This is a genomic window from Pseudoalteromonas sp. NCCP-2140 (genome assembly GCF_023708065.1).
Classification (GTDB): Bacteria; Pseudomonadota; Gammaproteobacteria; order Enterobacterales; family Alteromonadaceae; genus Pseudoalteromonas.
Map to the genome: position 1 here is coordinate 1 of NZ_BRCZ01000002.1, position 23,289 is coordinate 23,289.

Here is a 23,289-nt window from a genome sequence, read left to right on the forward strand (position 1 = left end):
CTTGGTGACAATAGCGTTTTGGACCCACCTGACCCCATGCCGAACTCAGTAGTGAAACGAAACAGCGCCGATGATAGTGTAGCAGCTGCTATGTGAAAGTAGGTCATCGCCAGGCTCCAAATTCAGTCGCAAGACTTTAAATTAAAAATAATAAGAAAATTGAAAAGAATTTTCTTGGTGACAATAGCGTTTTGGACCCACCTGACCCCATGCCGAACTCAGTAGTGAAACGAAACAGCGCCGATGATAGTGTGGCATTTGCCATGTGAAAGTAGGTCATCGCCAGGATCCTATTAAAGAAAGCCCGATTCGAAAGAGTCGGGCTTTTTTGCGTCTGGGAGCTGTCAGCTTTCAGCCGTCAGACGTCAGCTGAACTGTGGGGTTGTTTAGTGCAGAGACTCCCTCAGCATTCACCCTATTCATTCTCCAGGTAGGTTGGGTAGAGCGGAGCGAAACCCAACACGAGTTAGCAAGGGTAAAGTTTAAATTCCAAGGTCAAGTCTGGCGTAAGAATGACTTCAGCAATGAATATTTTTGTTTTATTATTTCGGCACTGAAGTGCCTCCTACAAGATTTTATTACTTAAAGAGACTCTGACCCAAACACCCACACCGCGTGGCTGATCGCTGACGGCTGAAAGCTGATAGCTCTGTGTTGGGTTTCGCTGCACTCTACCCAACCTACGCCAGATCCTCAAACTTTACTCTTTCTAACTCATATCCTTCCCCTTTATTTCCCCTTCTAACTTGCAACTTTACTCTCGCAAACTTGCTTCCCTTACCTTGTTATGCGATAAAGCGTTTTATATTTGTAATACAATTGAGGTTTGCTGTGTCTCGTAAGAAAACGACTAAGTCAAAAGGCTCTTCAGGTTTAAATCGTAAAAATAGTGAAGCATTTATTTCTAAGTTCTCATCGCATCCAGATACACATCTATGCCCGTCGGGCTTAATGTATAAAGTGATTGATGATGTTGAAGGAGAACGCATATCAGAATTCGATACAGTGGTTATTAACCAACGTATTATGCTTGCTGATGGCAATGTGATTGCCGACAGTTATAAAGCGGGTATGCCTGAGGTGTTCGCTTTAAGCGAAGCTATAGAAGGGTTAAGAGAAGGATTGTTATTAATGAATATCGGCTCTCGCTATGAATTTGTGATCCCTCCAGAGCTTGCTTGGGGTAAAAAAGGTAACGGTGGCAAGATTGGCGCAAATGCAGTGCTACATTTTGACGTTCGTTTAATGCGTTTAGCTTAACTCTCTTCGGATGTGTCCCTTAGCATAAGTCGACAGAGGGCTTAAAACGCGTTAACGTTCACTATTGGTTTACTGAGGAACATTATGGACGCATTTACTTCACGAGTTTACTTTCTTCGCCATGGTGAAATCGCTAGGCCCGGAATTCTTTCTGGGCAAATCGATGTCGGTTTATCTGAGCAAGGCCTTGAACAAATGCGCCAAGCTTCTGCCGATCTCATACATTTAAATGCCATATATAGCTCTCCGCTCAAGCGTTGCTCAGTCCACGCTGATTATTTAGCAAATCAACACTCACTGCATGTACACTATTATAACGCGCTAAAAGAGTTTAATTTTGGTGATTGGGATGGCCAAGACTACCAACAGCTTTGGCAGCAAACGAGTAAACCTCATATTGGTGATTTTTGGCAGCATCCTTGGCAAGTAAAAGTGCCCAATGGTGAATCTATGGCAGACTTTTACGCACGAGTGGAGGCATGGTGGCAAACATTTTTACAATCACTATGTGAATCCAAGCATGAACAGTCATTGGTAATAAGTCATGCAGGTGTGATTAAACAAATCCTCGCTATTGTTTGTCAGATGCCAAAACAATCAGCCACGCATTTAAATGTTTTTCACCTTCCTTATGCGGGGCTTATTACACTCGATGTATATATAGATGAACAAGGACAGGCTTGGCCCAAAATTGTTTTTTAGCCATCTAGAGCGATATTCATTGAATTATTTACTTAGCCCGCCATAATACTCATATGCTATGGAATGGAGTGAAATTCTCCAGCTGTTCCCGCAACTGTAATCCATCTAAATAATGGTCAGCCAGATACTTAGCACTAAAAACTAATCATCGAGCGGGTCAACTCACATCATTTTCTGGTACTTACCAGTGCTTTCTTGTGCGTTGTGATTACTCGCCAAGAGAGAATAAGCTTGCAACAAAATAGCCTTAGCGCTGCGCCATTAATATCAGTGTCTGATTTAAGTTGGGGTACTGCGAATAAAACTATACTTAAATCAATTAACCTTGAGTTAAAAGCAGGGCAATTTATCGGTCTACTCGGCCCTAATGGTGCGGGTAAATCAAGCTTGCTGCGTTGCCTTTATCGTTACTTGAAACCTCAGCAAGGGGTTGTGCTGCTAAGCGGTCAAGATATTTGGCAAATCAGTGCTGATGAATATGCAAAGCAGGTTGCAGTGGTTTTACAAGAGTCTCCATCGCAGTTTAATTTGTCTTTGTTCGATGTAGTGAGTTTAGGTTTAACACCTCATAAGCGACTTTTCAGCGGCACGTCTGCCAATGATAAGCAGCGAATATATCAAGCTATAGAGCAGGTTGGTTTGTCTCATCATAGTGAGCAAGCATTTGATTCGCTCTCAGGTGGCGAAAAGCAAAGAGCGCTTATTGCACGCTCTATCGTACAACAACCTAAGTTGCTCATCATGGATGAACCTACCAGTCACCTTGACGTTAAATACCAAATTCAAATAATGGAATTAGCAAAGTCCCTCGATGTGACTGTGCTTGCCTCTTTCCATGATTTAAATCTCGCGGCGAGTTTATGTGATGAATTATTGGTGATTGATGAAGGGCGTTTGGTTTGCCAGGGGCAACCAAAAGCGGTGCTAACAGAGCAGCTGTTGAGTGATGTATTTGGTGTCTGCGCAGCGGTATCTGCTCACCCGCAATCAAGCACTGATAAGTTTATTCCGCACATCACTTATTTTTATGGCTATCAGACACAGGAGCATCAAAATGACTGATGCAATGCGTTTAAGTATCTGTGTTGTCGTAGGGCTTATTAGTTGTTTTTTAGCATTGAGCTTTGGTGCTGCAAATACGCCACTGAGTGATGTTTTTAATGGTTTGTTTAGCCAAGGTAGCGATGAATTTGTGCAGCGTATAATTTGGCAGTTGCGTATGCCAAGAACGGTGCTGGCATTCTTAGCAGGCTCAGGGCTTGCTCTGGCAGGACTAATTTTGCAGACCGTAACCCGAAACCCGCTTGCTGACCCTTACTTGTTTGGTATTTCTTCTGGAGCTTCATTTGGTGTGGTGTGCTTTATTGCCCTAACCGGTGTGAGTTTTGGCTTTAGTATGTCAGTTGCAGCATTTGCCGGAAGCTTACTTTCTATGCTGTTGCTTATTGCTATTGCAGGGCGTCGTCATGTTGGCCAAGTTGAAGCCATGTTACTCGCAGGTGTTGCTCTATCTTTCTTATTTAGTGCTCTGACTAGTCTGCTGCTTTATTTTAGCGATCCACAAGCCATCACCGCCATTTTGTTTTGGACGATGGGCAGTTTTTCTCGTGCCCAGTGGGACACTCTTTGGCTGCCATTTACCGTTATTATTGCCTGCATGACACTGATGGTTGCATTTCGTCGTCAGCTAAATGCAATGCTGCTTGGTGATGAAAGTGCTGCGACTTTGGGGATTCATGTGCAACGCTTTCGGATCATGATGCTGCTGCTAAGTTCATTAATAACAGCGGTGCTTGTTGCTATGTGTGGGGGCGTTGGTTTTGTCGGCCTGATGATCCCACATATTGTGCGCTACTTTTCGCCGCAAGGCAGCAGCCATAACTTAGTTATGACCTCATTGGTCGGAGGTATTTTTATGGTGTGGGTCGATGTGTTATGCCGAACCCTATTGAATAACCAAGAACTACCTGTTGGTGTGATCACAGCCGCTATCGGTAGTGTGTTCTTTTTATTCTTACTTTATTTTCGTAAACAGAGCAGGTAGCTAATGTTTAATATCATGCCTCTTAATCAGCAATTTTCGGCTGTAATTCAACAAAAAATAGACCTTAAAACAAAGCCGCTAGGCGCTTTAGGTCAGCTTGAAAGTTGTGCCAAACAATTAACGCTTATTTTTTCAAAGCAGCTTGATAATGAGCAGGCGCTAGTTGCCTTTAAACCGGTTATTTCAAACCCTTCTCTCGTTGTATTTGCGGGCGATCATGGTGTGGCAAGCCAAGGTGTGTCGATTGCTCCTAGCAGCGTTACATCGCAAATGGTGGCAAACTTTGCAGCAGGAGGCGCAGCGATCAACGTGTTTTGCCGTCAGCTGGGCTGGCAGCTAGAAGTTGTTGACGCCGGAACACTCAGTACTTCACATGATAAAAGTGTGCATAACCAGCGTTTAGGTGACATCACTGCACCACTGAATACTGAAATGGCTATGTCTCTTAATCAGGTTGAAAAAGGGTTTGAATTAGCTAAGCAGCGAGTTCATTCACTCTATGAGCAAGGCTGCAATACCATCGCCTTTGGTGAGATGGGCATTGGCAATACCACAAGTGCTGCGGCATTAATGGCTGCCATTTTGTCTTTACCTGCCAGCCAATGTGTTGGTAAAGGCACAGGTGTGAGCGACGAGGTTATCGCTAAAAAAATTAAAGTTGTTGAGCAAGCCCTTCAATTACACCAAACTCATTTTGACGACCCATTAATGACGCTTGCGGCATTAGGTGGTTTTGAAATTGTTCAGATCACCGGTGCTATTTTAGCTGCTGCCGAGCTTGGCATGGCGGTGATCGTGGATGGCTTTATTTGTACAGCAGCAGCGCTTGTTGCAACTCGGATTAATGCAAACGCTCGCGATTACATGATATTTGCTCATGCCTCTGATGAACAAGGGCACAAAGCAATGCTCAATGCCTTGCATGCAGCACCTTTATTGCAGCTTGATTTACGTTTAGGAGAGGGCACTGGGGCTGCGCTTACCTTACCTTTACTGCAAGCATCTTTGGCGTTTTATAATGACATGGCAAGTTTTGCCGATGCTAATGTTGAGCAAGTTGTCTGATATGAGCGCTGAACAACACACTTCTGATTCTACCCCAAGTCAGCTTCAGCTATTTTTGCTAGCGCTTAGTTTTTTAACGCGTATCCCCGTTAAATTAAACTTTGCAGTATCGAGTCAGGCACTCAATCAGGCCAGCCGCTATTTTGCATTGGTCGGTGTGATATTAGGTGCACTTTTAGCGCTGAGTTTTTTACTGCTAAGTTGGTTATTCCCTGCAGCCATTGCAGTCGCGTTAGTTATGGCGTTTAGCTTGATAATCACAGGGGCATTCCATGAAGATGGCCTAGCTGATGTCTGGGATGGCTTTGGTGGTGGTTGGCACGTTGCAGATAAGCTGAGCATTATGAAAGACAGTCGCTTAGGTACCTATGGTGCTGCGGCGTTAGTGATGGCCTTATTAATTAAGTACCAAACACTCGTTGCACTTAGTGAAGTAACCAGTACTGTGATTATTGCACTTGTTTTAGGGCAAAGCTTGAGCCGGGTTGTTGCAACAAGCTTAATTGCAGATATGGACTATGTAAGTCAGGACGCCACATCTAAAGTAAAACCCATTGCGATGCATTTAAGCACGCAAAGTTATCAAATACTGTTAGCAACTGGCGGTGCGGTATTAGCAATTGCATGGTTGTTTTTTAGCTTCACTCTAGGGCAATTATTAATACTCGTCAGTGTGCTGTTTGTTACTCGTTTACTATTAAAGCGCTGGTTTGAAAAACAGTTATCTGGCTACACCGGCGATTGCTTAGGTGCAGCCCAGCAAGTATCTGAGCTTGTTACTTACCTTTGCTTGGTGAGCTTATTATGAGCCAGGAACATACTTTAATTTTAGGCGGTGCTCGCAGCGGTAAAAGCCGTTTTGCAGAGCAGCAGGCAATAAGTTCAAACAAGCCGCTTATCTACATTGCCACAGCAAATGCGGGTGATGAAGAAATGACAGCCCGAATTAACAGGCATCAAGCAGAGCGCGCTAAGCATTGGCAGCTTGTTGAAGAGCCTTTGTATTTGGCTAAAGCACTACAACAACATAGCCGAGCTGGAAACTGTATTTTAGTGGACTGTTTAACCCTATGGTTGAGTAATTGCTTATGCCAGCAGGGTGAAGCATTTTGGCTTGAGCAAAAAGCGGCCTTACTCGATGTGCTATCGCAATTGCCGGGTGAGGTGATTTTTGTCAGCAATGAAGTGGGTCATGGTATTGTGCCGCTGGGTGAGTTAAGCCGTCAGTTTGTTGATCATTCAGGTTGGTTGCATCAAGCCTTAGCACAGCAAGTTGCACGTGTTGAGTTTGTGATTGCAGGTCTTGCACAAACCTTAAAAAGAGAACAATGATGAAAACAATAATGGTGCAAGGCACGACCTCAGATGCAGGTAAAAGTACTCTTGTAGCAGCACTTTGCCGAATCTTTGCTGAGCGAGGCATAAAGGTTGCGCCCTTTAAGCCACAAAATATGGCGTTAAATAGCGCTGTAACCGCAGATGGTGGCGAGATAGGTCGCGCACAAGCTTTGCAAGCTGTAGCGGCAAAAGTGCCCGCAGAAGTCGATTTTAATCCTATCTTATTAAAACCTAACAGCGATACTGGAGCGCAGGTAATCGTTCATGGCAAAGCGCTGTCGAATATGGAAGCGGGCAGTTATCATGACTACAAAAAAGTGGCGATGGATGCAGTTCTTACTTCGCAGCAGCGCTTAAGTGAGCGTTTTGAATTACTGGTTGTTGAAGGTGCAGGGAGCCCTGCAGAAATTAACCTGCGCGAAAACGATATTGCCAATATGGGTTACGCCGAGGCGGTAGATTGCCCAGTGATCATTATTGCAGATATCGATAAAGGCGGTGTGTTTGCCCATTTAGTCGGAACGTTAGCCTTGTTGTCTGAGTCGGAGCAAGCGCGCGTTAAAGGCTTTGTGATTAATCGTTTTCGGGGCGATATTGCGTTATTGCAAGGTGGCCTTGATTGGTTAGAGCAATACACCAATAAGCCAGTACTTGGGGTATTACCTTATTTACATGACTTAGCACTCGATGCTGAAGATGCCGTTGCTATAACTAATCAGGTCGATAAACCGCAATTACGCATAGCGGTGCTGCTACTTCCTCATATTAGTAATCACACAGACTTTGATGCACTGCGATTACAACCCGAAATCGATTTACAGTATGTACGTCATACTCAGGCTATTCCAAGTGTTGATCTGATTATTATTCCGGGTAGTAAAAATGTACTCGGCGATTTAGCGTTTTTAAAAAATGAAGGCTGGCATAAACAAATAACACGTCATTTACGCTATGGCGGTAAAGTGCTTGGAGTATGTGGTGGGCTGCAGATGTTAGGCAACTACCTTGCTGATCCACATGCAGTGGAGTCTAATTTAGGCAGCGCAGCAGGGTTAGGGCTTGCTGACTTTGAAACGCAATTAGGGCAACAAAAAGTACTAAGCCAAGTCTCCGGCATACTTCATTTAAACAATAGCGATAAAGCAATATCTGGTTATGAAATTCACGCCGGGATTAGTCAAGGGCCGGCACTTGATAAGCCATTTTTGAGTTTTAATGAACACCCAAGTGGATTCAAAGTAGATGGTTTTATTAGTGATGATAACCAAGTAGCAGGTACTTACTTACATGGCTTGTTCGATACCCCTGAGGGCGTATCTGAGCTAATAACTTGGCTTGCACCAAATAGCCAAATTAAGCCAATTGATATTAACTTAAACCGTGAACAGCAGTTAAGCCGTTTAGCTAGTGTAGTAGCAGATAATCTCGATATTGAACAAATCATCAATATTTATGAGAACTTCAATTTAGAGACATAAGGAACAACAATGAGCGAACAGAATCAAGATAAGCACCAACAACGCCAACAAAAAGTAAAACAAAAAGTCGACGAACGGATTGCTGCTGCACAAAAAGAGCAGGGTATTTTTCAGGTTATAACTGGCAACGGTAAGGGTAAATCGACTTCTGGTTTTGGTACTGTTGCACGTGCGGTAGGTCACGGAATGAAAGCCGCTGTGTGTCAGTTTATTAAAGGCACATGGGAGTGCGGTGAACGCAACCTACTGGAAAAAGCAGGGGTTGAATTTGTTATTATGAACACCGGTTTTACTTGGGAAACACAAAATAAAGAGTCAGATACAGCTGCTGCGCAAGTGACATGGCAAGAAGCAAAAAGAATGCTGAAGGATGAGTCGATTAATCTCGTTATGCTAGATGAAATAACCTATATGATTACCTACGGTTATATTGATTTAGACGAAGTGCTAGAAGCTGTTAGCTCTCGCCCTGCTATGCAATCGGTGATTATTACAGGTCGTGGTGCGCACCGTAAACTGACCGACTTAGCTGATACAGTCAGTGAAGTCAGAAACGTAAAACACGCTTTTGATGCAGGAATAAAAGCGCAAAAAGGGTTCGATTTTTAACATGAGAACCATCAAGTTTGCACTCTTAGGGGTTTTATTTTATTTACCTGCATTGGCTCAGGCTCATGAAATTAAAGAGCCGCAGCGTATCGTTGCCTTAGCACCGCACATCGTTGAAAACCTATTTGCCATTGGAGCAGGAGAGCGCATTGTCGGTACCGTTGACTATGCAGACTTTCCTCAGCAAGCGAATGATATCGAACGAGTAGGCGGCTATTACGGAATTAACATGGAAAAACTGTTGTCGTTAAAACCAGACCTAGTTCTGGCTTGGAAAACGGGTAACAAAGCCGAAGATCTCGCTTACATTGAAAAATTAGGTATTCCGGTAGCGTACAGCAACCCAAATCAGGTTGATAATGTGGCTGATGAGCTGCGTAAACTAGGCACGCTTACGCACTTGCAAACCAAGGCAAATAAAGTAGCTAAAGAGTTTGAAACTAAACTCAATGCTATTCGTACTGCGCAAGAAGGCAAGCCGAAAGTGTCAGTGTTTTATCAATTATGGCCTGAGCCAATGATGACAGTTGGCGGAAACACTTGGATCAATCAGCTATTAACTATTTGTCATGCGGATAATGTGTTCGCTAATAGTGATACAGACTACCCGCGCATTAGTATTGAAAATGTATTGGTTGCCAATCCAGAGGTAGTGATTATTCCAGATGAAAAATCGAAAAAGCCTCAGCCTAAAATTGATTGGCGACAATGGCCTGAATTGCCAGCGGTGCAACATAACCAGTTTATTAGTGTAAACGCAGACTTATTGCACCGTTTTACAACCCGAATGCTTGATGGTTTGACCGACATGTGTGGTAAAATAGACGTTTCTCGACAGCAAATACAGGCTTCAAAATGATCGATTGGCAAACATTTCTAGATACCGAGCTTGCTAAGCCCTACATGCAAGAAACCTTGCAATATGTGGCCGATAGACGCGCAGCAGGCGTTACCGTTTATCCGAAAGACGAACAGGTATTCTCAGCTTTTGAAGCCACACCTCTGAATGAAGTTAAGGTGGTTATTTTAGGGCAAGATCCTTACCACGGAGAAGGCCAAGCCCATGGTTTGTGTTTTTCGGTATTGCCTGAAGTTAAAAAGCTGCCGCCGTCTTTGAAAAACATGTACAAAGAATTGGCAACAGATATCGAAGGTTTTGAGATACCTCATCATGGCTATTTGCAAAGCTGGGCCGAACAAGGCGTGTTCTTACTCAACACGGTATTAACGGTTGAGCAAGGGCAAGCTCATTCTCATAAGCACCTTGGTTGGGAGCAATTTACCGATGCAGTAATTGCGCTTATTAATCAGCACTGTGACGGTGTGGTGTTTGTGTTATGGGGCGCGCATGCTCAGAAAAAAGGTAAACACATTGATACCTCGCGTCATCATGTGATCCAAGGCCCGCATCCATCACCGCTTTCTGCACATCGTGGCTTTTTTGGTTGTCAGCATTTTTCAAAGACAAACCAGCTACTTACTGATCAAAATAAAGCGCCAGTAAATTGGTCGTTGCCACAATAAATACCCAAACCACCTCAAGGTGTGAGTTTCAGTTGGAATTAAAAGCGATTTAGGCAAGGCATTGATTGCAAGTAATAGTGGTTCTATTGTTAAAATCAATAACGCAGTATAAATCGCTTTTAAACCAACCCTTTGGGCGCTTCACAGGCACTTACTCTCATCGTTGTTGCTTCTTAAAAGGGATGGCCATTCTTGCAAAGCAACGCCTTGATTTTAAGCACCTGTGAAACGCTGAATTCTGCATCTTGAGGTGGCTTGGGTATAAGCACAAATGCAAAAGGCCCTTGCGGGCCTTTAATTAAAAGTCTAATTCATCAAGCTCAATGCTGTCTGTGAAATAGTCTAACTCCTGTAGTTCTTTGCGAAGTCTATGCTTGTCTTTCAAAGCTTCGATTTCGCGCCATTTTCTCTTTTTATTTTTTGTAGAGGTCTTTTTTGTTTTACTAGGACCTTCTAATATTTCTAAAATATCGTCTAGGCTATCCATGAACTTCTCCTATTGATTTTTTGAACCTCGGAAATACCTATACCACAGGCTGCTCAAAAATAGAATAAAAAAGTGACAATACTGTTACAGAAGTGTGATTGATAGATGAATAGATCAAAGGATTAGTTATTTTAGAAACAAAAACGCCACCTAGCGGTGGCGTTTAAAAAAATGCTGTAATTTGAATTACATTGCTTTAAAGCGTGCTTCTAATTCAAGCTGTGCTTGTGCAAAAGAGCGAATACCCTCAGCAAGTTTTTCTGTCGCCATAGCATCTTGGTTATGTAACCAACGGAACTGGCTTTCAGTTAGTGGTGCTGGTTTTTCTTCAACAGTAAAGTCGCTCTCTAGTAGGTACTCTTGTGCATCCGTTAATTGGCCTAACTCTTCTAAAAGACCAGGGCTAATCGTTAACTTATCACAGCCAGTCAGTGCGATGATCTCGCCTGTGTTACGGAAGCTTGCGCCCATAACAACTGTTTTGTAGTCGTGGCGTTTGTAGAATTCGTAAATGCTACGTACAGATTGCACACCAGGATCGTTTAGCGGATCAGTTGGTTTTTCCATACCGTTAGCAACGTGCCAGTCTAAGATACGGCCAACGAATGGTGAAATTAAAAATACATTTGCATCGGCACAAGCGCGTGCTTGTGCTTCAGAGAATAACAGCGTTAAGTTACACTTAGTGCCTTCTTTTTCAAGTTGCTCAGCGGCTTTGATACCTTCCCAGGTTGATGCAACTTTGATTAAGATTTTATCTTTGCTAACGCCTTCTTTTTCGTAAAGGCTCAGTAAAGTGTGGGCTTTGTCGATAGTCGCTTGGGTATCAAATGATAAACGTGCGTCTACCTCTGTTGAGATATAACCCGGTACTATTTCGCTAATTTCTTTACCAATTAATACTGCAAAGTAATCACATGCTAACTCAAGTTGTTTAGCTGCATCTTGCTCGGTTTCTTTGGCATATTGCCACGCTTTATCTAAATAAGGCTTATACGCTTCAATTTCACTGGCTTTTAAAAGTAGAGATGGGTTTGTTGTTGCATCTTCTGGTTGGTGCTTTTTGATAGCTTCGATATCACCTGTATCTGCAACAATAGATGAATGCTGTTTAAGCCTTTGTAGTGCTGAAGTCATTTGCTTTCCTCATTCCAAGCAAGTTAAAAGAAAATCCATTATAGCGGCCTTTATGCTGCAACACTATGACAGTGTTTAATAGGTCAAATGTCCTTAATACAGAAAACTAGAACATTATGTATGAAAAGAACAGCGGATAAAGGCAGGACGAAACAAAACGTGCATTTTGATTCAATTAATGTTGAAATTGACATCAAACAAATTACAAGTCAATAGCTAAGTATGATCACTGTTATTTCACCTGCAAAAAATTTAGATTACGAAACACCAGCCACGACCGATAAATTCACTCAACCTGAATTACTCGAGCACAGCGAAGAGTTAATGTCAGTTTGCCGTGATTTAACACCAGCGCAAATTGGTAGCCTAATGAAAATCAGCGATAAACTAGCTGGTTTGAATGCGGCACGCTTCGCCGAGTGGTCACAGCCATTTACCCAAGACAACGCAAAACAAGCCGTGCTAGCCTTTAATGGTGATGTATACGGTGGCTTAGATGCGCAAACGTTAAGCGATGCTGATCTTGATTACGCACAGTCGCACTTACGTATTTTGTCTGGCCTTTATGGTGTGCTTAAACCATTAGATTTAATGCAAGCTTACCGCCTTGAAATGGGCACTAAGTTAGAAAACCCACGTGGTAAAAACTTATATGAGTTTTGGGGCAGTGTTATCGCCGAAAAGCTTAATACAGTGCTTGCTGAGCAAGATAGCAAATACTTGGTAAACCTTGCTTCGAATGAGTATTTTAAAGCGGTTGATAAAAAAGCATTAAATGCACAAATCGTCACTCCACATTTTAAAGACTGTAAAAACGGCCAATATAAAGTGATCAGCTTTTATGCGAAAAAAGCCCGCGGCATGATGGCACGTTACATCATTGAAAATAAAATCACTCAATTAAGTGAATTAAAAGATTTCACTGTTGCAGGTTATTACTTTAGTAGCGATGCAACAGCAAAAGAATTAGAGCCTGTTTTCTTACGAGAAGAGCAGAACTAAATTTTTAGTAAAATGATTTAGAACAGCCGTGCGAAGCACGGCTTTTTTGTGCTTGTATGAAACTGGCGCTTATTTTGCAAAACACCTGTTATGTTTCTTAATGTATCAGGTAGTCGCATGTTAAAAATACCAACCGTCGGTGAGGCCGAAAAACTTATAGAAGAAAAGCTCGGTGGCTGGGTTGATATCATCATAAGCCATATTCCAAACTTCATTGTCGCAGTGATCATCACCATTGTATTTTCATTGCTGGCGCGTATCGTTGGGTCAATGCTTAGAAAGCTATTACGCCGCTCGTTAGAGTCTTCGCAAATCGCAGACTTAATGTCATCGATCGTAAAAGTCATCGTGTTATGCGTTGGCTTATTTGTAGCCCTTGATTTCTTGGGGCTCAGAGGCACTGTCACCTCATTACTTGCTGGTGCGGGTATTGTTGGTCTTGCGATTGGTTTTGCCTTTCAGGACATGACAGAGAACCTTATAGCGGGTATTGCTATGGGTATTCGCAAACCATTTAAAACAGGTGATGTGATTCGCACCGAAAGCGTGTTTGGTACTGTACGGGCGATTAACCTTAGAAATACCCTCATTGAGAACTTTTATGGGCAACTTATATTAGTGCCTAACAAGATTCTATTTAGAAATATACTCAGTAACTACAGTACCTTAGGTGTGCGTCGTATCGAAGTGCCAGTGGGGATTTCGTATGCTGACGATCCAGAGCAAGCCGCTGAGGTGATTGTTAAAAAAATCAATGAGTTTGATTTTGTGATTAAACAAGAAGAAACCGCAGTTTACGCCGAAAGCTTTGGTGATAGCAGCGTTAACTTACTAGTTTGGTTTTGGATTAAGTACCCTGGCGAAGCGGATTTCATGACCGTTCGTCACAAGGCTGTTGTGGCAGTTAGAAACGCCCTAAGCGAAGCTGATATGACCATCCCATTCCCAATCCGCACGTTAGATTTTGGCATAAAAGGCGGCGAGAAATTAAATGCCATGATAAGCGAAAAACAGCAAGATAAAGGCGCTGAGGCACCGCAAACCGATGAGTAAAACTTACTGACTCATCGGCGTGATTTACACAGGGAAGTGTGTTTGAGGTGGGGGAGAGTTTATTTTTGACTAGACAGAGTGAATCGTTTTTGACTCTAAAAACTTTTTGTCCAAATACAAGCTTGCTCTCACTTTTACTGTTTATTAGAAATGATAGGTGTTTTACTTGTAAGAAATAAACCCTCGCGCGAAATAAATTCACGCCTACGATGAGCTATTTTGACTTAGAGTTTAAAACTTACGGCTTAAAGCTTTTAATTAATGCGTTGGTTTTTGCTCCGCTTCAAATTTTAGTCTACGGTTATTCCCCCTAAGCGAGGGGATTATAATTAAAGTAGACACCTGTTGCGCAGCACGCTACACTTTGGCAATGATCAAGACATTCAAACATAAAGGCTTGAAAAAGTTCTTCGAGACTGGAAACAAAGCAGGGATTCAAGCCAAACACGAGCGCCGTTTGAGAATGCAACTAGCCGCTATAGATACCGCTTCGATTATTGAAGATATCGACTTACCTGGGTTTAAGTTGCATCCATTAAAAGGCAATCGTGATGGTGTTTGGTCAATAACTGTAAATGGTAATTGGCGAGTAACATTCGAATTCAAAGATGGTAACGCCTACATATTAAACTACGAGGATTATCACTAATGACTATGCATAATCCACCGCATCCGGGTGAATTTATTTCCGATGTATATATGGAGCCGTTCGGTTACAGCTGTAGATTTGTCGCGAAACAATTGGATGTCTCACCTTCAACTCTTAACAGAGTCCTTAAGGGGCAGAGCTCTATTACTCCTGAAATGGCATTAAGATTATCTAAGGCTTTGGGTAGAAGCCCTGAAAGTTGGCTATCGATGCAAGATAATTACAATCTTTGGCAAGCTAAACAAAATGTTAACCTAACCAAGGTACACCCTATTAGTTTTGCAGTAGCGTAATGAGAATAATCACAAGCTTGTTGCTACTTTGGCTGTTCACCTGAAATTTCTTGTGTGTTATTTATAAGAAATAAGCCATCGAGCGAAATAAATTTCACGACTACGGTGAGTTATTTTGACTTAGAGTTTAAAATTTACGGCTTATACTCAAACCAACCTACCTTAAAGTTTTGTCCTACAAAAAAAGCGCAAGCAGTTTAACTGGTTGCGCTTTTTATCTATTCGATATGCCAACGATTAGTGAAGGATACGTGCTCTGATAGTCCCTTCAACAGCACTTAGCTCTTTAAGAGCGACTTCTGATTGGTCTGTATCTACATCAATTACTACGTAACCAATCGCTTCGTCAGTTTGTAAGTACTGGGCTGCGATATTAATGCCGTGCTGTGCAAATGCTTGGTTAATTTGCGTTAGAACACCTGGGCGGTTGTGGTGCACGTGTAATAAGCGGCTGCGGTTTGCAAGCTCAGGCAGTGATACTTCAGGGAAGTTAACCGCCGTAATGGTTGAGCCATTATCTGAGTACTTAGCAAGTTTGCCTGCTACTTCAATACCGATATTTTCTTGTGCTTCTTGAGTTGAACCACCAATATGCGGAGTCAGAATCACGTTATCGAACTCGCGAAGCGGTGATACGAACTCTTCATCATTTGATTTTGGTTCTACAGGGAACACGTCGATTGCAGCGCCGCTCAGCTTTTTATCACGCAGTGATTCTGCTAGAGCGTCAATATCAACAACAGTACCGCGAGAAGCATTGATCAAGATCGCGCCTTGCTTCATTACTTCAAGCTCAGCCATACCTATTAGGTTTTTCGTTTGCGGTGTTTCTGGTACGTGTAAGCTAATAACATCAGCACGTTGTAATAACTGAGTTAGGTTATGAACTTGTGTTGCATTACCCAGCGTTAGTTTATCTTCGATATCGTAAAACTCAACGTTCATACCGATATTTTCAGCCATGATACCTAGCTGTGTACCAATGTGGCCGTAACCAATAATACCTAACGTTTTACCACGTGCTTCAAATGAACCGTTGGCTGATTTTAACCAACCACCACGATGTGCTAGGGCATTACGCTCTGGAATACCACGAAGTAATAATAAGATTTCACCAAGTACTAATTCTGCTACAGAGCGGGTGTTTGAGAATGGTGCGTTAAATACTGCAATACCACGTTCGCGAGCACCTTGCAGGTCGACTTGGTTAGTACCGATACAGAAGCAGCCGATTGCGACTAGCTTTTCAGCTGCTTCTAATACCGCTTCATTAATATGAGTGCGAGAACGAAGGCCTACAAAGTGCACATCTTTAATGCGCTCAATGAGCTCGTCTTCAGGTAAGGATGTTTTTACGTAATCAATATTACTGTAGCCATTACGCTTAAGCGTTTCTACAGCACTTTGGTGCACGCCTTCCAGCAAGAGAATTTTAATTTTGTCTTTTGCTAACGATACCTTACTCATATCCTCATTCCTATTTACTTTATTTGCGGCCCGTTTTTGGTGCCGATAATGACTTTATCTGCGCCGCGATGGGCAAATAAGCCGTTTGTTACTACACCAACAATCTGGTTGATTGTTAGTTCTAATTCTTTGGCGTTGCTGATATCTAAATTGTGCACGTCTAAAATGACGTTACCGTTATCTGTTACAACACCCTCACGGTAAACAGGGTCACCGCCTAGTTTTACTAGTTCACGCGCTACATAGCTGCGTGCCATTGGGATCACTTCAACCGGCAGTGGAAATGCGCCTAATGTTGTAACTTCTTTAGATTCATCAACAATACAAACAAATTGTTTTGCTACCGCTGAAACGATTTTCTCGCGTGTCAGCGCTGCACCACCGCCTTTGATCATCTCATTGTGTGGGTTGATTTCGTCTGCGCCATCAACATACACATCAAGGCTTGATACATCGTTTAGTTCGAATACTTCAATACCCAGTGCTTTTAACTTTTCAGTTGAAGCCTCTGAGCTTGAAACCGCACCAGTAATGGTGTCTTTTACTGTATCAAGTGCATCAATAAAGTGATTCACTGTAGAGCCTGTACCTACACCAACAATGGTATTTTCATTTACAAACTCCAGGGCTGCCCAGGCAGCGGCTTTTTTTAATTCATCTTGCGTCATAATTATGTGCTCAGTTAGCTGTCAGAGAGGGCCTATAGTATACAAACAGTTTGCTTACCATTGGTAGATTTTCTCTGGGGTTATAATGTGTTTTAGCGGTACATCCCATGATTCAATTGGCAATGCTGAAACATGCTGACATTGATGGGCAAGGCCTATCAAAATCGGTTTTTGCCAGTTTTCTTGGTAATACCGAGCCAACGTTTTGTCATAAAACCCACCGCCCATTCCTAAACGGTTACCTTGATCATCAAATGCCACTAATGGCATAAGTAAAATATCAAGCTTGTCTAAAGGACATATTTGACTGCAATTCAACTTGGGCTCCAAGATACCATAGCGGTTTGCAGTCATGGGTGAATTTTCTTCATATCTCTGAAAGTATAAAGTTGTGCCATTGAAGGGGTGGATGATAGGCAGATATAAATGCTGCTCTTGCATCCATAATTCTTTAATTAACAATGAAGTGTCTAATTCGCCATCATTGCTGAAATAAATGCCAATATGGGCATTTTTAGGTGTTTTTAGCGATTTTAAGTGTTGAGTAAAATTCACTTTTAGCGCAATTGCTGCATTTTTTTGTTGTTCAACAGTCAGTGAATTGCGCTTTTTTCGAATAGATTGTCTGATTTCTGCTCGTGTGTTGCTCATGTCAATATTAGTGTTAACTTTCTAAAAAGGAGAAAAGTTCAGGAAAAAGCTCTACTACACCCAAAATGATCAATAACACAATGACCATTGCAATAAGCGAATAGAGTAGGGTGTTTGAGCGTTTTTTAACAGGCTCTGTTAATTCGTCTTCAAGTAGCAAGTCATCTTCTTGCCAGCTATCGTCGCTATCAGCAACGCTATTATTTTCAAGCTCAGGTAAACGTTGCTCTAAGTCATCAAGTTTTTCTTCTAGGCGAATAAGACTACTGGTGATGTAATCGAGGGCATCAAAAATACGTTCTTCACGCTCTTTGGTCTGTGCGGCTGTATTGCTTGATTGGCTGCTGGTGGCTGCTTGGTTAATCGGTTGGAGCTTGGCTTTAATGCCAACACTGGCGAGTAACTTTGCTTGTTTTAGTGCTTTATCTTGCTCGCTTGGTGCAAATAATGGCTTATGCTCAAACAGGGTCGCAACTTTATCTGTTGTTGTTTTTAGTTTTGCAGCTAGTTGCTCTGTTGCTTGTGCTTGATCTACACCGGCTTCAAGCCCTGCAAACATAACGCGAAATTTTTCTGCCATTTGCTGATTATCCAAATCCTTAAATCAATGACTTGAGTATATACCCAAAAAGATTAGCGTAAAAACAAAAGCCCGTATAAAACGGGCTTTTTCTGTTATGGTTTTGCAAATACGCTGTTTAGTATTTTGCAGCTTTACCTTCGGCAGGCAGTGATTTAAGGATAAAATCACGTAAGTCATTATTTGATGACTCAAGATCAGCATGACGTAAATACATCATGTGACCACTGCGATAGCCTTTAAAGCTTAAGCGATCTTTCATTTTGCCACTTGGATCTAACTGCCACATTGTGTATTTAGCATCAAAGTAGTTTGTTGCACCATCGTAGTAGCCAGATTGAATCATCACGTTTAAGTATGGGTTTTGTGCCATTGCTAAACGTAAGTTTTCACCTGTGTTATTGCCTGAGCGGTCCCAAGGGTGAACATTACCAAATAGGTTATATTTGATATCGGTTTTGTAATTAAGCTCTTCACGTAGGTAATAGTTAATCGCTGGCGTGAATGAGTGTAACCATGAAGTAAGCTCAGCCCAGTAATCAGGTGACTCACCTGCATCACGCTTGTCGATACCTAGGTAACGAGAATCTAAACGGCCCACTGTTTGGCCGCGCTCTCGTAATAGCTCTTTCCAGAAGAAGTTATTTGGAATATCAAGATTATTTTGCTCAACAAACTTTTCAGATAAACCTGCGTATTTTGCTGCTTGCTTGATGATGGCACGTTTTTCATCAGCAGGTAAAAAACCACCTTTAGCAATTGCAGGTAAGAACTTGTTCACAGTGAACTGTTCAACTTCAGGTAATAATTCGTCTAAGTCTTTTGCCTGTAAGTCTGCGCTAAGGGCTTTGTGGTACCAAGCGGTTGCTGCAAAGTAAGGTAAGCGATTAGCAGCTTCTACCGGGCCTTCACGTTTAATACCAATTTCAGTTGGTGATACTAAAATAACGCCGTTGATATACATCCATTGGCGATTTTGTAATTCGTGAGCAAGACCAGAAACACGAGTCGTACCATAGCTCTCACCAATTAAGAACTTAGGTGAACGCCAGCGCTCGTTGCGAGAAACAAAGGTATTTAACCATTCAGCTAAGTATTTGATGTCAGCGTTAACACCAAAGAACATTTTTTGTTGATCTGACTTACTTGGCAACTCACCTTTTTCGTTTTCAAGAACGCGCGAGTAACCGGTGTTAACTGGGTTGATATAAACAATATCAGCCACGTCTAAAATTGAGTAAGGGTTATCTTTTACGCCATAAGGTTGAACAGGGTAACCTTCGTCATCAATTTTTAATACACGTGGTCCAGTATAGGCAAGGTGCATCCATACTGACGCAGAACCTGGGCCACCATTAAACGAAAAGACTAAAGGACGTTTTGTTCTATCGTCTACTTTATCGCGGGTATAATAAGTATATTGTAGCGTTGCAACGGCATCGCCTTGCTCATTCCAAACTGGTTGCGTGCCTGTGGTTGCGGTATATGAAAAGCGCTCACCATTAATGCGGGCTTTGTGCTCTGTTACCACTTTGCTGTCAACGTCAATACGACGTCCGTTATCAGCAAAGCTTGGAGTACTGAAGGTCAGTGTTAGTGCTGTCACTGACAAGCCAATAAAACTAACTAGTTTCATGTTGATTCCTTATTATTCGAATTGCAGCTATTAAAAAGTAAAGCAAACTCGATGACAAACTAATGAGACTAGTGACCAATATTAGCTGTTAAACAGAAAAATAACCGAAAATACTGAGCTGGTTACAAAAAAGTGCATTTTTTTAGCAAAGATATTTTGCTTAATTATTTAGCTAGATTAAAAAATGGCGTATATTTAGCGTGTTTATAATCTGTGTACACGTGCTTAAGAAAGAGAAGTTGCAATGCAAAGAGTATTAGTAGTTGAAGACAGTAAAGTAGTACAGCAAGTGTTACGTCACCTCGCTGCTCACTATTTAGATGTGGCTGTCGACTTTGCGTGGTCTTTAAAAGAGGGCGTCTCTTTAATTTCTGAGCACGATTACACTTTAGCTTTAGTCGATTTAACGCTACCTGATGCGATGAATGGCGAAGTAGCTAAATACACCTTATCAAAAAACATCCCGACCGTTGTCCTAACCTCAAAAATCGATGAATACATTCGCCAGCAAATGTTAGAGCTTGGTGTGGTTGATTATGTGGTTAAAGATAACCGCGACTCATACCATTATGCGATCAAACTTGTTGCACAATTACTTAGAAACGATGGTAGCAAAGCGCTGGTGGCTGATGACTCAGTACTAAGTCGCACTTTAATGAAGCAAATGCTCGAAAAGCAGTTGTTTGATGTACGTGATGCTCAAGATGGTGAACAAGCACTACAAATGCTTAAAGACGATCCTGAAATCAAGCTGCTACTTACGGACTATGCAATGCCAACAATGGATGGTTTTGAGCTCGTTAAAGCGGTGCGTAATTTCCGCGGCCGTGATGATTTAGCTATTATCGGTTTATCAGGTGCCGGTAAGCATGGTTTATCGGCGCGTTTTATTAAATACGGCGCTAACGACTTTTTAACTAAGCCGTTTATGAATGAAGAGTTTCATTGCCGTGTTATGCAAACCATGGAGCAGCTTGCTTTAATAGCCGATATAAAAGAAAGCGCATACCGCGACCATTTAACTGGCTTGCATAATCGTCGTTATTTTTATCAATACGCAGAAAAACTGCTTAAAAATGTTGAGCAAGAAAACGTATTGGCTTTGCTTGATATCGACTTCTTTAAAAATGTGAACGACCAGTTTGGTCACGAAGCCGGTGATCAGGCGCTAAAACAAGTGTCTTCATTTTTAAAGACTAAGTTTGATGACTTCACTATTGCGAGAATTGGCGGCGAAGAATTTGCCGTGGTACTGCATAATATGGACTTAGCTAAGGCAGAATCGAGACTCAATACCTTCAGAGAGCAGTTAGCAAGCCATGCCTTTTCTATTAATGGTGAGCCTTACTCATTAACCATGAGTATTGGTATGACTCAATTCCAAAAAGTATCGCTTACAGCTGCGATGCGCATTGCTGACAAGGCCTTATATCAAGCCAAACAGCAAGATCGGAACTGCTTAGTTAAACTATAGTTGTGCTAATTGCACCAGCGCTGGTTAATTGTTAAAAAAATGCACCAATAGGGTGCATTTTTTTTGTGCAAAAACCAAGTTTTGTTTTTAAGTTATTGAAAATAAGTAATAAAAAATAGTGGCACAAAGGTTGGATTGTATAAGCCAACAGGATAACAATAAGCGTCCGAAGGGGGCCACTATGAAAATGATTAGTGCAATAATAAAGCCATTCAAACTTGATGATGTACGTGAAGCATTGGCTGATTTAGGCATTGAGGGGATGACAGTTGTCGACGTTAAAGGCTTTGGCCGTCAACGTGGTCATACTGAGCTATATCGTGGAGCTGAATACCAAGTCGATTTTATTCCAAAAATCAAACTTGAAATTGCAACTCGTAGCGAAAATTGTCAACGCGTTGTTGAAACCATCACAAAAATTGCTTCAACAGGCAAAATTGGTGACGGCAAAATTTTTGTTTACGACTTAGACCAAATCGTTCGTATCCGTACGGGCGAACTTGATGAAGAAGCAATTTAAGGGGGAATTATGGAAAACACTATCGTAGAGTTGAAGTTCTCACTCGACACTTTTTACTTTTTAATGTCGGGTGTTTTAGTAATGTGGATGGCGGCTGGTTTCGCTATGCTTGAAGCAGGTTTAGTTCGTGCAAAAAATACAACAGAAATCCTAACTAAAAACGTTGCACTATTTTCTATTGCCTGCACTATGTTCTTATTAGTGGGTTACAACATCATGTATGTTGATAACGCAGAAGGTGGTTTCATCCCTTCATTTGGCGCATTAATCGGCACTCAAGCTGCTGATGCGGATCACTCTTTAGAGTCTGATTTCTTCTTCCAAGTTGTGTTCGTAGCAACAGCTATGTCAATCGTATCTGGTGCGGTTGCTGAGCGTATGAAGTTATGGGCATTCTTAATTTTCACTGTTGTTTTAACTGGTTTCATCTACCCAATCGAAGGTTACTGGACTTGGGGCGCAGGTTTCTTATCTGAAATGGGCTTTGTTGACTTCGCTGGTTCTGCAATCGTTCACGGTGCAGGTGCTGCGGCAGCGCTAGCTGGTGTACTTTTCCTAGGTGCTCGTAAGGGGAAATACGGTAAAAACGGTGAAATCTACCCAATTCCTGGTTCTAACTTACCGTTAGCAACGCTAGGTACATTAATCCTTTGGATGGGTTGGTTCGGCTTTAACGGTGGTTCACAGCTACTTGTTTCTGACGCTGAAAACGCAACAGCGGTTGGTAAAATCTTCTTAAACACTAACGCAGCAGCAGCGTGTGGCGCAATTGCAGCACTATTTGTATGTAAAGTGTTATGGGGTAAAGCTGATTTAACTATGGTTCTAAATGGTGCACTAGCAGGTCTAGTAACTATCACTGCAGAACCTGCATCTCCAACGCCATTACTTGCTTGTTTACTTGGTCTATTAGGTGGTTCACTGGTTGTATTTAGCATCGTTGCTCTTGATAAAGCGAAAATCGATGACCCTGTAGGTGCTATCTCTGTACACGGTGTGTGTGGTGCATTAGGTATCATGTTAGTACCACTTTCAAACTCTGATGCAACCTTTGTTAATCAATTAATTGGCTTAGTATGTATCTTAGGATTTGTGTTCATCGCGTCATCAATCGTATGGGCAATCCTGAAAAATACCATGGGTATCCGTGTTACCGAAGAAGAAGAACTAAACGGTATGGATCAACATGACTGTGGTATTGATGCTTACCCTGAGTTTGTATCAGTTCGCAGTAACTAATCTTGGTGCGTGCAAATAGCACGCCCATAACAATATCATTGTGTGTTCAAATCAAAGCTCTACTTAGGTAGGGCTTTTTTGCGTTTAAATAAGTCTTTTCTGATAGGCGAAATCGCTATTTTTTGACTATGCTTAATGTTCATTTCTAACAAGGAAAAACGATGGATAACAAACTCTTGCTTATAATTATTTCGCTGTTTTTACCGCCTGTTGTGGTATTTTTAAAAGCGGGCGCAGGTAAAGACTTAGTGATTAACATTATTCTATGCTTTATCTTCTTTATACCTGCTGTGATCCACTCACTCTGGTTGTGTACACGCTAAACGAGTTTAAGTGACTGTTAATTTTACAGGTGTTAATATTGCGCTGTTCAAGGCGTAATCCTGTAAAATTAACTGACCAATAGCGAACTC

General features: G+C 41.9%; 26 protein-coding genes, 2 rRNA genes and 1 riboswitch. Of the genes, 21 read left to right on the top strand and 7 right to left on the bottom strand.

Translation table 11 applies throughout. The features are described 5' to 3' along the window. From rrf (NFU46_RS03880) to ung, 13 genes are all read left to right on the top strand, one after another. Nucleotides 1–115 (top strand): 5S ribosomal RNA (gene rrf, locus NFU46_RS03880). A 58-nt stretch (nucleotides 116–173) separates the two neighbouring features. Further along, nucleotides 174–288, top strand: a 5S ribosomal RNA gene (gene rrf / locus NFU46_RS03885). A gap of 543 nt (nucleotides 289–831) precedes the next feature. Then, the gene (locus tag NFU46_RS03890; protein ID WP_251599912.1) at nucleotides 832–1,260 is read left to right on the top strand and encodes an FKBP-type peptidyl-prolyl cis-trans isomerase; all 429 of its coding nucleotides are present in this window, start codon (nucleotides 832–834) and stop codon (nucleotides 1,258–1,260) included. An 84-nt stretch (nucleotides 1,261–1,344) separates the two neighbouring features. Beyond that, entirely contained in the window at nucleotides 1,345–1,962 is a 618-nt protein-coding gene (locus NFU46_RS03895; RefSeq protein WP_175082277.1) for a histidine phosphatase family protein, read from the top strand. Between the two features lie 60 nt (nucleotides 1,963–2,022). After that, nucleotides 2,023–2,090: riboswitch (cobalamin riboswitch) on the top strand. Between the two features lie 103 nt (nucleotides 2,091–2,193). Continuing rightward, the gene (locus NFU46_RS03900) at nucleotides 2,194–3,024 is read left to right on the top strand and encodes an ABC transporter ATP-binding protein (RefSeq protein WP_058586526.1); all 831 of its coding nucleotides are present in this window, start codon (nucleotides 2,194–2,196) and stop codon (nucleotides 3,022–3,024) included. After that, the gene (locus NFU46_RS03905) at nucleotides 3,017–4,006 is read left to right on the top strand and encodes an iron ABC transporter permease (RefSeq protein ID WP_175080471.1); all 990 of its coding nucleotides are present in this window, start codon (nucleotides 3,017–3,019) and stop codon (nucleotides 4,004–4,006) included. The genes NFU46_RS03900 and NFU46_RS03905 overlap by 8 nt, the downstream gene beginning before the upstream one ends. Before the next feature lie 3 nt (nucleotides 4,007–4,009). Continuing rightward, nucleotides 4,010–5,071, top strand: coding sequence for a nicotinate-nucleotide--dimethylbenzimidazole phosphoribosyltransferase (gene cobT, locus NFU46_RS03910; protein ID WP_175082278.1), 1,062 nt, complete (start codon nucleotides 4,010–4,012; stop codon nucleotides 5,069–5,071). Nucleotide 5,072: 1 nt separating this feature from the next. Beyond that, on the top strand, nucleotides 5,073–5,879 hold the full coding sequence (locus NFU46_RS03915) for an adenosylcobinamide-GDP ribazoletransferase (RefSeq protein WP_251599915.1): 807 nt from the start codon (nucleotides 5,073–5,075) through the stop codon (nucleotides 5,877–5,879). Then, nucleotides 5,876–6,403 (top strand): bifunctional adenosylcobinamide kinase/adenosylcobinamide-phosphate guanylyltransferase, encoded by a 528-nt coding sequence (cobU, locus tag NFU46_RS03920; RefSeq protein ID WP_251599918.1) that lies wholly within the window; start codon nucleotides 5,876–5,878, stop codon nucleotides 6,401–6,403. Before NFU46_RS03915 ends, cobU begins: the two co-directional genes overlap by 4 nt. Continuing rightward, nucleotides 6,403–7,887 (top strand): cobyric acid synthase, encoded by a 1,485-nt coding sequence (locus tag NFU46_RS03925; RefSeq protein ID WP_251600712.1) that lies wholly within the window; start codon nucleotides 6,403–6,405, stop codon nucleotides 7,885–7,887. The genes cobU and NFU46_RS03925 overlap by 1 nt, the downstream gene beginning before the upstream one ends. A gap of 9 nt (nucleotides 7,888–7,896) precedes the next feature. Next, complete coding sequence (gene cobO, locus NFU46_RS03930; RefSeq protein WP_063527779.1) at nucleotides 7,897–8,496, top strand: cob(I)yrinic acid a,c-diamide adenosyltransferase; 600 nt, start codon at nucleotides 7,897–7,899, stop codon at nucleotides 8,494–8,496. A gap of 1 nt (nucleotide 8,497) precedes the next feature. After that, entirely contained in the window at nucleotides 8,498–9,355 is an 858-nt protein-coding gene (locus NFU46_RS03935; protein ID WP_175082281.1) for a cobalamin-binding protein, read from the top strand. Beyond that, nucleotides 9,352–10,020 carry a uracil-DNA glycosylase gene (ung, locus tag NFU46_RS03940; protein WP_175080475.1) on the top strand — a complete coding sequence of 223 codons (669 nt, stop codon included), beginning with the start codon at nucleotides 9,352–9,354 and terminating at the stop codon, nucleotides 10,018–10,020. The genes NFU46_RS03935 and ung overlap by 4 nt, the downstream gene beginning before the upstream one ends. 298 nt (nucleotides 10,021–10,318) lie before the next feature. On the opposite strand, the gene NFU46_RS03945 is transcribed toward ung, so the two are convergent. Then, a complete protein-coding gene (locus tag NFU46_RS03945; RefSeq protein ID WP_054562330.1) occupies nucleotides 10,319–10,507 on the bottom strand; it encodes a DUF3545 family protein in 189 nt (62 codons plus the stop codon). Nucleotides 10,508–10,693: 186 nt separating this feature from the next. Continuing rightward, nucleotides 10,694–11,644 (bottom strand): transaldolase, encoded by a 951-nt coding sequence (gene tal / locus NFU46_RS03950; RefSeq protein ID WP_054562329.1) that lies wholly within the window; start codon nucleotides 11,642–11,644, stop codon nucleotides 10,694–10,696. A 222-nt stretch (nucleotides 11,645–11,866) separates the two neighbouring features. On the opposite strand from tal, the gene yaaA reads away from it, so the two are divergent. From yaaA to NFU46_RS03970, 4 genes are all read left to right on the top strand, one after another. Beyond that, nucleotides 11,867–12,646, top strand: a complete 780-nt coding sequence (yaaA, locus tag NFU46_RS03955; protein ID WP_251599921.1) for a peroxide stress protein YaaA — start codon at nucleotides 11,867–11,869, stop codon at nucleotides 12,644–12,646. Nucleotides 12,647–12,763: 117 nt separating this feature from the next. Beyond that, on the top strand, nucleotides 12,764–13,699 hold the full coding sequence (locus NFU46_RS03960; protein ID WP_251599924.1) for a mechanosensitive ion channel family protein: 936 nt from the start codon (nucleotides 12,764–12,766) through the stop codon (nucleotides 13,697–13,699). A 370-nt stretch (nucleotides 13,700–14,069) separates the two neighbouring features. Next, on the top strand, nucleotides 14,070–14,348 hold the full coding sequence (locus NFU46_RS03965) for a type II toxin-antitoxin system RelE/ParE family toxin (protein WP_175082285.1): 279 nt from the start codon (nucleotides 14,070–14,072) through the stop codon (nucleotides 14,346–14,348). Further along, nucleotides 14,348–14,641, top strand: coding sequence for a HigA family addiction module antitoxin (locus NFU46_RS03970; RefSeq protein WP_054554253.1), 294 nt, complete (start codon nucleotides 14,348–14,350; stop codon nucleotides 14,639–14,641). Before NFU46_RS03965 ends, NFU46_RS03970 begins: the two co-directional genes overlap by 1 nt. A 237-nt stretch (nucleotides 14,642–14,878) precedes the next feature. Here NFU46_RS03970 and serA read toward each other — a convergent pair whose 3' ends face one another. The 5 genes from serA to NFU46_RS03995 form a co-directional block, all read right to left on the bottom strand. Then, nucleotides 14,879–16,108, bottom strand: coding sequence for a phosphoglycerate dehydrogenase (gene serA, locus NFU46_RS03975; protein ID WP_167659130.1), 1,230 nt, complete (start codon nucleotides 16,106–16,108; stop codon nucleotides 14,879–14,881). 14 nt (nucleotides 16,109–16,122) lie between these two features. Continuing rightward, nucleotides 16,123–16,776, bottom strand: coding sequence for a ribose-5-phosphate isomerase RpiA (gene rpiA / locus NFU46_RS03980; protein WP_054554255.1), 654 nt, complete (start codon nucleotides 16,774–16,776; stop codon nucleotides 16,123–16,125). Nucleotides 16,777–16,830: 54 nt separating this feature from the next. Next, a complete protein-coding gene (locus NFU46_RS03985) occupies nucleotides 16,831–17,427 on the bottom strand; it encodes a 5-formyltetrahydrofolate cyclo-ligase (protein WP_054562325.1) in 597 nt (198 codons plus the stop codon). Between the two features lie 13 nt (nucleotides 17,428–17,440). Next, nucleotides 17,441–18,007, bottom strand: coding sequence for a hypothetical protein (locus NFU46_RS03990; RefSeq protein ID WP_251599927.1), 567 nt, complete (start codon nucleotides 18,005–18,007; stop codon nucleotides 17,441–17,443). 118 nt (nucleotides 18,008–18,125) lie between these two features. Next, entirely contained in the window at nucleotides 18,126–19,643 is a 1,518-nt protein-coding gene (locus tag NFU46_RS03995; RefSeq protein ID WP_054562323.1) for a S10 family peptidase, read from the bottom strand. Between the two features lie 244 nt (nucleotides 19,644–19,887). On the opposite strand from NFU46_RS03995, the gene NFU46_RS04000 reads away from it, so the two are divergent. The 4 genes from NFU46_RS04000 (at nucleotide 19,888) to NFU46_RS04015 (ending at nucleotide 23,199) form a co-directional block, all read left to right on the top strand. Further along, entirely contained in the window at nucleotides 19,888–21,117 is a 1,230-nt protein-coding gene (locus NFU46_RS04000) for a diguanylate cyclase (protein WP_062566702.1), read from the top strand. A 181-nt stretch (nucleotides 21,118–21,298) separates the two neighbouring features. Next, complete coding sequence (locus NFU46_RS04005; RefSeq protein WP_054554260.1) at nucleotides 21,299–21,637, top strand: P-II family nitrogen regulator; 339 nt, start codon at nucleotides 21,299–21,301, stop codon at nucleotides 21,635–21,637. 9 nt (nucleotides 21,638–21,646) lie between these two features. After that, complete coding sequence (locus NFU46_RS04010) at nucleotides 21,647–22,876, top strand: ammonium transporter (protein WP_054562321.1); 1,230 nt, start codon at nucleotides 21,647–21,649, stop codon at nucleotides 22,874–22,876. A gap of 161 nt (nucleotides 22,877–23,037) precedes the next feature. Then, complete coding sequence (locus NFU46_RS04015) at nucleotides 23,038–23,199, top strand: YqaE/Pmp3 family membrane protein (RefSeq protein WP_251599931.1); 162 nt, start codon at nucleotides 23,038–23,040, stop codon at nucleotides 23,197–23,199. Nucleotides 23,200–23,289 lie beyond the last annotated feature (90 nt).

Excerpts from the sequence above, each read along its gene's own strand:
- serA (WP_167659130.1), bottom strand. The coding sequence starts at position 16,108 with ATGAGTAAGGTATCGTTAGCAAAAGACAAAATTAAAATTCTCTTGCTG.
- rpiA (WP_054554255.1), bottom strand. The coding sequence starts at position 16,776 with ATGACGCAAGATGAATTAAAAAAAGCCGCTGCCTGGGCAGCCCTGGAG.
- NFU46_RS03905 (WP_175080471.1), top strand. The coding sequence starts at position 3,017 with ATGACTGATGCAATGCGTTTAAGTATCTGTGTTGTCGTAGGGCTTATT.
- NFU46_RS03995 (WP_054562323.1), bottom strand. The coding sequence starts at position 19,643 with ATGAAACTAGTTAGTTTTATTGGCTTGTCAGTGACAGCACTAACACTG.
- NFU46_RS03985 (WP_054562325.1), bottom strand. The coding sequence starts at position 17,427 with ATGAGCAACACACGAGCAGAAATCAGACAATCTATTCGAAAAAAGCGC.
- NFU46_RS03915 (WP_251599915.1), top strand. The coding sequence starts at position 5,073 with ATGAGCGCTGAACAACACACTTCTGATTCTACCCCAAGTCAGCTTCAG.
- NFU46_RS03990 (WP_251599927.1), bottom strand. The coding sequence starts at position 18,007 with ATGGCAGAAAAATTTCGCGTTATGTTTGCAGGGCTTGAAGCCGGTGTA.
- NFU46_RS03965 (WP_175082285.1), top strand. The coding sequence starts at position 14,070 with ATGATCAAGACATTCAAACATAAAGGCTTGAAAAAGTTCTTCGAGACT.
- tal (WP_054562329.1), bottom strand. The coding sequence starts at position 11,644 with ATGACTTCAGCACTACAAAGGCTTAAACAGCATTCATCTATTGTTGCA.
- yaaA (WP_251599921.1), top strand. The coding sequence starts at position 11,867 with ATGATCACTGTTATTTCACCTGCAAAAAATTTAGATTACGAAACACCA.
- NFU46_RS03935 (WP_175082281.1), top strand. The coding sequence starts at position 8,498 with ATGAGAACCATCAAGTTTGCACTCTTAGGGGTTTTATTTTATTTACCT.
- NFU46_RS03945 (WP_054562330.1), bottom strand. The coding sequence starts at position 10,507 with ATGGATAGCCTAGACGATATTTTAGAAATATTAGAAGGTCCTAGTAAA.
- NFU46_RS03970 (WP_054554253.1), top strand. The coding sequence starts at position 14,348 with ATGACTATGCATAATCCACCGCATCCGGGTGAATTTATTTCCGATGTA.
- NFU46_RS03960 (WP_251599924.1), top strand. The coding sequence starts at position 12,764 with ATGTTAAAAATACCAACCGTCGGTGAGGCCGAAAAACTTATAGAAGAA.
- NFU46_RS03895 (WP_175082277.1), top strand. The coding sequence starts at position 1,345 with ATGGACGCATTTACTTCACGAGTTTACTTTCTTCGCCATGGTGAAATC.
- cobU (WP_251599918.1), top strand. The coding sequence starts at position 5,876 with ATGAGCCAGGAACATACTTTAATTTTAGGCGGTGCTCGCAGCGGTAAA.
- NFU46_RS03925 (WP_251600712.1), top strand. The coding sequence starts at position 6,403 with ATGAAAACAATAATGGTGCAAGGCACGACCTCAGATGCAGGTAAAAGT.
- cobO (WP_063527779.1), top strand. The coding sequence starts at position 7,897 with ATGAGCGAACAGAATCAAGATAAGCACCAACAACGCCAACAAAAAGTA.
- NFU46_RS04000 (WP_062566702.1), top strand. The coding sequence starts at position 19,888 with ATGCAAAGAGTATTAGTAGTTGAAGACAGTAAAGTAGTACAGCAAGTG.
- cobT (WP_175082278.1), top strand. The coding sequence starts at position 4,010 with ATGTTTAATATCATGCCTCTTAATCAGCAATTTTCGGCTGTAATTCAA.
- NFU46_RS04010 (WP_054562321.1), top strand. The coding sequence starts at position 21,647 with ATGGAAAACACTATCGTAGAGTTGAAGTTCTCACTCGACACTTTTTAC.
- NFU46_RS04005 (WP_054554260.1), top strand. The coding sequence starts at position 21,299 with ATGAAAATGATTAGTGCAATAATAAAGCCATTCAAACTTGATGATGTA.
- ung (WP_175080475.1), top strand. The coding sequence starts at position 9,352 with ATGATCGATTGGCAAACATTTCTAGATACCGAGCTTGCTAAGCCCTAC.
- NFU46_RS04015 (WP_251599931.1), top strand. The coding sequence starts at position 23,038 with ATGGATAACAAACTCTTGCTTATAATTATTTCGCTGTTTTTACCGCCT.